This window comes from Xenorhabdus szentirmaii DSM 16338 (assembly GCF_002632585.1).
In the GTDB taxonomy this organism is placed as follows: domain Bacteria; phylum Pseudomonadota; class Gammaproteobacteria; order Enterobacterales; family Enterobacteriaceae; genus Xenorhabdus; species Xenorhabdus szentirmaii.
The window spans coordinates 1-6,547 of record NZ_NIBV01000006.1 but is presented as its reverse complement, the minus strand read 5'-3'; the positions used below and the strand labels follow the sequence as shown (position 1 = coordinate 6,547).

The following is a 6,547-nucleotide window of genomic DNA, read 5'->3' as shown; positions in this document are numbered from 1 at the left end:
TGCATAATGTGCCTGTCAAATGGACGAAGCAGGGATTCTGCAAACCCTATGCTACTCCGTCAAGCCGTCAATTGTCTGATTCGTTACCAATTATGACAACTTGACGGCTACATCATTCACTTTTTCTTCACAACCGGCACGGAACTCGCTCGGGCTGGCCCCGGTGCATTTTTTAAATACCCGCGAGAAATAGAGTTGATCGTCAAAACCAACATTGCGACCGACGGTGGCGATAGGCATCCGGGTGGTGCTCAAAAGCAGCTTCGCCTGGCTGATACGTTGGTCCTCGCGCCAGCTTAAGACGCTAATCCCTAACTGCTGGCGGAAAAGATGTGACAGACGCGACGGCGACAAGCAAACATGCTGTGCGACGCTGGCGATATCAAAATTGCTGTCTGCCAGGTGATCGCTGATGTACTGACAAGCCTCGCGTACCCGATTATCCATCGGTGGATGGAGCGACTCGTTAATCGCTTCCATGCGCCGCAGTAACAATTGCTCAAGCAGATTTATCGCCAGCAGCTCCGAATAGCGCCCTTCCCCTTGCCCGGCGTTAATGATTTGCCCAAACAGGTCGCTGAAATGCGGCTGGTGCGCTTCATCCGGGCGAAAGAACCCCGTATTGGCAAATATTGACGGCCAGTTAAGCCATTCATGCCAGTAGGCGCGCGGACGAAAGTAAACCCACTGGTGATACCATTCGCGAGCCTCCGGATGACGACCGTAGTGATGAATCTCTCCTGGCGGGAACAGCAAAATATCACCCGGTCGGCAAACAAATTCTCGTCCCTGATTTTTCACCACCCCCTGACCGCGAATGGTGAGATTGAGAATATAACCTTTCATTCCCAGCGGTCGGTCGATAAAAAAATCGAGATAACCGTTGGCCTCAATCGGCGTTAAACCCGCCACCAGATGGGCATTAAACGAGTATCCCGGCAGCAGGGGATCATTTTGCGCTTCAGCCATACTTTTCATACTCCCGCCATTCAGAGAAGAAACCAATTGTCCATATTGCATCAGACATTGCCGTCACTGCGTCTTTTACTGGCTCTTCTCGCTAACCAAACCGGTAACCCCGCTTATTAAAAGCATTCTGTAACAAAGCGGGACCAAAGCCATGACAAAAACGCGTAACAAAAGTGTCTATAATCACGGCAGAAAAGTCCACATTGATTATTTGCACGGCGTCACACTTTGCTATGCCATAGCATTTTTATCCATAAGATTAGCGGATCCTACCTGACGCTTTTTATCGCAACTCTCTACTGTTTCTCCATACCCGTTTTTTTGGGCTAACAGGAGGCTAGCATGCAATCAACTCTCCCAATAATCAAATGGCGCAATATATTACAAACAGGACAGTATCGAAAATACGATATCTCCAGTACTCAACCGGAAACTGAAAATTGGACCACGTTAAATAACATTAAGTTACCAGCGAGTTTTCAACGAAAAGAGTGCCTACCGGGATTACTCTTTTCACACGTCCGGTCAACTCCTTGGGCTACAGCAGTCATCCACGGTGAAGAGCGACTCAGTTATTTGGAAATGGCAATTGGCAGTGTGCATCTGGCCTGCTATCTGCAAAACTTGGGATGTTTAGCGGGTGATTGCGTCGGCATATTTGTTGAACCGTCGATTGAGCAGATGATCGGAGCTTGGGGAACTCTTTTTGCCGGTGGTGCGTATCTGCCATTGTCTCATGATTATCCAGAGGAACGACTTCGTTACATGATCCACGATAGCAATCTGAAAATTATATTTACCCAAGAAAAATTAAAGGAAAAATTGGTCAGGTTGGTTGCAGAAAATATCCATATCGTGACTCTTGAAGACGTAGATAAATCATTAGAATCCAGTGCCATTACCTGCAACATCCTCCATGACTACCTTAGCCCAGATAACTTGGCCTGCAGATTTAAATGTTTAAACGGCGCCTCTAGAGGTACCGCATGCGATATCGAGCTCTCCCGGGAATTCCACAAATTGTTATCCGCTCACAATTCCACATGTGGAATTCCACATGTGGAATTCCCATGTCAGCCGTTAAGTGTTCCTGTGTCACTCAAAATTGCTTTGAGAGGCTCTAAGGGCTTCTCAGTGCGTTACATCCCTGGCTTGTTGTCCACAACCGTTAAACCTTAAAAGCTTTAAAAGCCTTATATATTCTTTTTTTTCTTATAAAACTTAAAACCTTAGAGGCTATTTAAGTTGCTGATTTATATTAATTTTATTGTTCAAACATGAGAGCTTAGTACGTGAAACATGAGAGCTTAGTACGTTAGCCATGAGAGCTTAGTACGTTAGCCATGAGGGTTTAGTTCGTTAAACATGAGAGCTTAGTACGTTAAACATGAGAGCTTAGTACGTGAAACATGAGAGCTTAGTACGTACTATCAACAGGTTGAACTGCTGATCTTCAGATCCTCTACGCCGGACGCATCGTGGCCGGATCCAGCCGACCAGGCTTTCCACGCCCGCGTGCCGCTCCATGTCGTTCGCGCGGTTCTCGGAAACGCGCTGCCGCGTTTCGTGATTGTCACGCTCAAGCCCGTAGTCCCGTTCGAGCGTCGCGCAGAGGTCAGCGAGGGCGCGGTAGGCCCGATACGGCTCATGGATGGTGTTTCGGGTCGGGTGAATCTTGTTGATGGCGATATGGATGTGCAGGTTGTCGGTGTCGTGATGCACGGCACTGACGCGCTGATGCTCGGCGAAGCCAAGCCCAGCGCAGATGCGGTCCTCAATCGCGCGCAACGTCTCCGCGTCGGGCTTCTCTCCCGCGCGGAAGCTAACCAGCAGGTGATAGGTCTTGTCGGCCTCGGAACGGGTGTTGCCGTGCTGGGTCGCCATCACCTCGGCCATGACAGCGGGCAGGGTGTTTGCCTCGCAGTTCGTGACGCGCACGTGACCCAGGCGCTCGGTCTTGCCTTGCTCGTCGGTGATGTACTTCACCAGCTCCGCGAAGTCGCTCTTCTTGATGGAGCGCATGGGGACGTGCTTGGCAATCACGCGCACCCCCCGGCCGTTTTAGCGGCTAAAAAAGTCATGGCTCTGCCCTCGGGCGGACCACGCCCATCATGACCTTGCCAAGCTCGTCCTGCTTCTCTTCGATCTTCGCCAGCAGGGCGAGGATCGTGGCATCACCGAACCGCGCCGTGCGCGGGTCGTCGGTGAGCCAGAGTTTCAGCAGGCCGCCCAGGCGGCCCAGGTCGCCATTGATGCGGGCCAGCTCGCGGACGTGCTCATAGTCCACGACGCCCGTGATTTTGTAGCCCTGGCCGACGGCCAGCAGGTAGGCCGACAGGCTCATGCCGGCCGCCGCCGCCTTTTCCTCAATCGCTCTTCGTTCGTCTGGAAGGCAGTACACCTTGATAGGTGGGCTGCCCTTCCTGGTTGGCTTGGTTTCATCAGCCATCCGCTTGCCCTCATCTGTTACGCCGGCGGTAGCCGGCCAGCCTCGCAGAGCAGGATTCCCGTTGAGCACCGCCAGGTGCGAATAAGGGACAGTGAAGAAGGAACACCCGCTCGCGGGTGGGCCTACTTCACCTATCCTGCCCGGCTGACGCCGTTGGATACACCAAGGAAAGTCTACACGAACCCTTTGGCAAAATCCTGTATATCGTGCGAAAAAGGATGGATATACCGAAAAAATCGCTATAATGACCCCGAAGCAGGGTTATGCAGCGGAAAAGCGCTGCTTCCCTGCTGTTTTGTGGAATATCTACCGACTGGAAACAGGCAAATGCAGGAAATTACTGAACTGAGGGGACAGGCGAGAGACGATGCCAAAGAGCTACACCGACGAGCTGGCCGAGTGGGTTGAATCCCGCGCGGCCAAGAAGCGCCGGCGTGATGAGGCTGCGGTTGCGTTCCTGGCGGTGAGGGCGGATGTCGAGGCGGCGTTAGCGTCCGGCTATGCGCTCGTCACCATTTGGGAGCACATGCGGGAAACGGGGAAGGTCAAGTTCTCCTACGAGACGTTCCGCTCGCACGCCAGGCGGCACATCAAGGCCAAGCCCGCCGATGTGCCCGCACCGCAGGCCAAGGCTGCGGAACCCGCGCCGGCACCCAAGACGCCGGAGCCACGGCGGCCGAAGCAGGGGGGCAAGGCTGAAAAGCCGGCCCCCGCTGCGGCCCCGACCGGCTTCACCTTCAACCCAACACCGGACAAAAAGGATCCTCTACGCCGGACGCATCGTGGCCGGCATCACCGGCGCCACAGGTGCGGTTGCTGGCGCCTATATCGCCGACATCACCGATGGGGAAGATCGGGCTCGCCACTTCGGGCTCATGAGCGCTTGTTTCGGCGTGGGTATGGTGGCAGGCCCCGTGGCCGGGGGACTGTTGGGCGCCATCTCCTTGCTGCCTCGCGCGTTTCGGTGATGACGGTGAAAACCTCTGACACATGCAGCTCCCGGAGACGGTCACAGCTTGTCTGTAAGCGGATGCCGGGAGCAGACAAGCCCGTCAGGGCGCGTCAGCGGGTGTTGGCGGGTGTCGGGGCGCAGCCATGACCCGGGAATTACGCCCCGCCCTGCCACTCATCGCAGTACTGTTGTAATTCATTAAGCATTCTGCCGACATGGAAGCCATCACAAACGGCATGATGAACCTGAATCGCCAGCGGCATCAGCACCTTGTCGCCTTGCGTATAATATTTGCCCATGGTGAAAACGGGGGCGAAGAAGTTGTCCATATTGGCCACGTTTAAATCAAAACTGGTGAAACTCACCCAGGGATTGGCTGAGACGAAAAACATATTCTCAATAAACCCTTTAGGGAAATAGGCCAGGTTTTCACCGTAACACGCCACATCTTGCGAATATATGTGTAGAAACTGCCGGAAATCGTCGTGGTATTCACTCCAGAGCGATGAAAACGTTTCAGTTTGCTCATGGAAAACGGTGTAACAAGGGTGAACACTATCCCATATCACCAGCTCACCGTCTTTCATTGCCATACGGAATTCCGGATGAGCATTCATCAGGCGGGCAAGAATGTGAATAAAGGCCGGATAAAACTTGTGCTTATTTTTCTTTACGGTCTTTAAAAAGGCCGTAATATCCAGCTGAACGGTCTGGTTATAGGTACATTGAGCAACTGACTGAAATGCCTCAAAATGTTCTTTACGATGCCATTGGGATATATCAACGGTGGTATATCCAGTGATTTTTTTCTCCATTTTAGCTTCCTTAGCTCCTGCCCTATGGGATTCACCTTTATGTTGATAAGAAATAAAAGAAAATGCCAATAGGATATCGGCATTTTCTTTTGCGTTTTTATTTGTTAACTGTTAATTGTCCTTGTTCAAGGATGCTGTCTTTGACAACAGATGTTTTCTTGCCTTTGATGTTCAGCAGGAAGCTTGGCGCAAACGTTGATTGTTTGTCTGCGTAGAATCCTCTGTTTGTCATATAGCTTGTAATCACGACATTGTTTCCTTTCGCTTGAGGTACAGCGAAGTGTGAGTAAGTAAAGGTTACATCGTTAGGATCAAGATCCATTTTTAACACAAGGCCAGTTTTGTTCAGCGGCTTGTATGGGCCAGTTAAAGAATTAGAAACATAACCAAGCATGTAAATATCGTTAGACGTAATGCCGTCAATCGTCATTTTTGATCCGCGGGAGTCAGTGAACAGGTACCATTTGCCGTTCATTTTAAAGACGTTCGCGCGTTCAATTTCATCTGTTACTGTGTTAGATGCAATCAGCGGTTTCATCACTTTTTTCAGTGTGTAATCATCGTTTAGCTCAATCATACCGAGAGCGCCGTTTGCTAACTCAGCCGTGCGTTTTTTATCGCTTTGCAGAAGTTTTTGACTTTCTTGACGGAAGAATGATGTGCTTTTGCCATAGTATGCTTTGTTAAATAAAGATTCTTCGCCTTGGTAGCCATCTTCAGTTCCAGTGTTTGCTTCAAATACTAAGTATTTGTGGCCTTTATCTTCTACGTAGTGAGGATCTCTCAGCGTATGGTTGTCGCCTGAGCTGTAGTTGCCTTCATCGATGAACTGCTGTACATTTTGATACGTTTTTCCGTCACCGTCAAAGATTGATTTATAATCCTCTACACCGTTGATGTTCAAAGAGCTGTCTGATGCTGATACGTTAACTTGTGCAGTTGTCAGTGTTTGTTTGCCGTAATGTTTACCGGAGAAATCAGTGTAGAATAAACGGATTTTTCCGTCAGATGTAAATGTGGCTGAACCTGACCATTCTTGTGTTTGGTCTTTTAGGATAGAATCATTTGCATCGAATTTGTCGCTGTCTTTAAAGACGCGGCCAGCGTTTTTCCAGCTGTCAATAGAAGTTTCGCCGACTTTTTGATAGAACATGTAAATCGATGTGTCATCCGCATTTTTAGGATCTCCGGCTAATGCAAAGACGATGTGGTAGCCGTGATAGTTTGCGACAGTGCCGTCAGCGTTTTGTAATGGCCAGCTGTCCCAAACGTCCAGGCCTATCGATGCATAATGTGCCTGTCAAATGGACGAAGCAGGGATTCTGCAAACCCTATGCTACTCCGTCAAGCCGTCAATTGTCT

7 protein-coding genes and 3 pseudogenes are annotated in these 6,547 nt (G+C 50.5%); 5 read left to right on the top strand and 5 right to left on the bottom strand.

What is annotated here, in order from left to right:
• Positions 1–90: 90 nt before the first annotated feature.
• Positions 91–969, bottom strand: coding sequence for an arabinose operon transcriptional regulator AraC (araC, locus tag Xsze_RS21195; protein WP_001300811.1), 879 nt, complete (start codon positions 967–969; stop codon positions 91–93).
• A 342-nt stretch (positions 970–1,311) separates the two neighbouring features.
• Between araC and Xsze_RS21185 the strand changes: the two genes are divergently transcribed.
• On the top strand, positions 1,312–2,148 hold the full coding sequence (locus Xsze_RS21185; protein ID WP_065389587.1) for an AMP-binding protein: 837 nt from the start codon (positions 1,312–1,314) through the stop codon (positions 2,146–2,148).
• A gap of 216 nt (positions 2,149–2,364) precedes the next feature.
• Here the strand turns inward: Xsze_RS21185 and traI are convergent, their stop codons facing one another.
• Positions 2,365–3,012: a TraI/MobA(P) family conjugative relaxase gene (traI, locus tag Xsze_RS21180; RefSeq protein ID WP_057077966.1), complete on the bottom strand. Its 648-nt coding sequence runs from the start codon at positions 3,010–3,012 to the stop codon at positions 2,365–2,367.
• A gap of 34 nt (positions 3,013–3,046) precedes the next feature.
• Positions 3,047–3,418 carry a conjugal transfer transcriptional regulator TraJ gene (gene traJ, locus Xsze_RS21175; protein WP_008832110.1) on the bottom strand — a complete coding sequence of 124 codons (372 nt, stop codon included), beginning with the start codon at positions 3,416–3,418 and terminating at the stop codon, positions 3,047–3,049.
• Positions 3,419–3,493: 75 nt separating this feature from the next.
• Here traJ and Xsze_RS21965 point away from each other — a divergent pair, with 75 nt between their 5' ends.
• The 4 genes and pseudogenes from Xsze_RS21965 to Xsze_RS23175 all read left to right on the top strand — a co-directional run bounded on the left by Xsze_RS21965 (position 3,494) and on the right by Xsze_RS23175 (position 4,517).
• Positions 3,494–3,826, top strand: a complete 333-nt coding sequence (locus Xsze_RS21965) for a hypothetical protein (protein WP_131817496.1) — start codon at positions 3,494–3,496, stop codon at positions 3,824–3,826.
• Positions 3,786–3,947 (top strand): annotated as a pseudogene (locus tag Xsze_RS23040) (TraK family protein); the annotation flags it as partial. The gene Xsze_RS21965 and the pseudogene Xsze_RS23040, both read left to right, overlap by 41 nt.
• Before the next feature lie 232 nt (positions 3,948–4,179).
• Positions 4,180–4,362 (top strand): annotated as a pseudogene (locus tag Xsze_RS21165) (MFS transporter); the annotation flags it as partial.
• A gap of 29 nt (positions 4,363–4,391) precedes the next feature.
• The gene (locus Xsze_RS23175; protein ID WP_276204244.1) at positions 4,392–4,517 is read left to right on the top strand and encodes a hypothetical protein; all 126 of its coding nucleotides are present in this window, start codon (positions 4,392–4,394) and stop codon (positions 4,515–4,517) included.
• A gap of 8 nt (positions 4,518–4,525) precedes the next feature.
• Here the strand turns inward: Xsze_RS23175 and Xsze_RS21160 are convergent, their stop codons facing one another.
• Together Xsze_RS21160 and sacB are read right to left on the bottom strand one after the other, a co-directional pair.
• Positions 4,526–5,185: a type A-1 chloramphenicol O-acetyltransferase gene (locus Xsze_RS21160; RefSeq protein ID WP_000412211.1), complete on the bottom strand. Its 660-nt coding sequence runs from the start codon at positions 5,183–5,185 to the stop codon at positions 4,526–4,528.
• Between the two features lie 97 nt (positions 5,186–5,282).
• Positions 5,283–6,464, bottom strand: a pseudogene (gene sacB, locus Xsze_RS21155) (levansucrase); the annotation flags it as partial.
• Between the last annotated feature and the right edge of the window lie 83 nt (positions 6,465–6,547).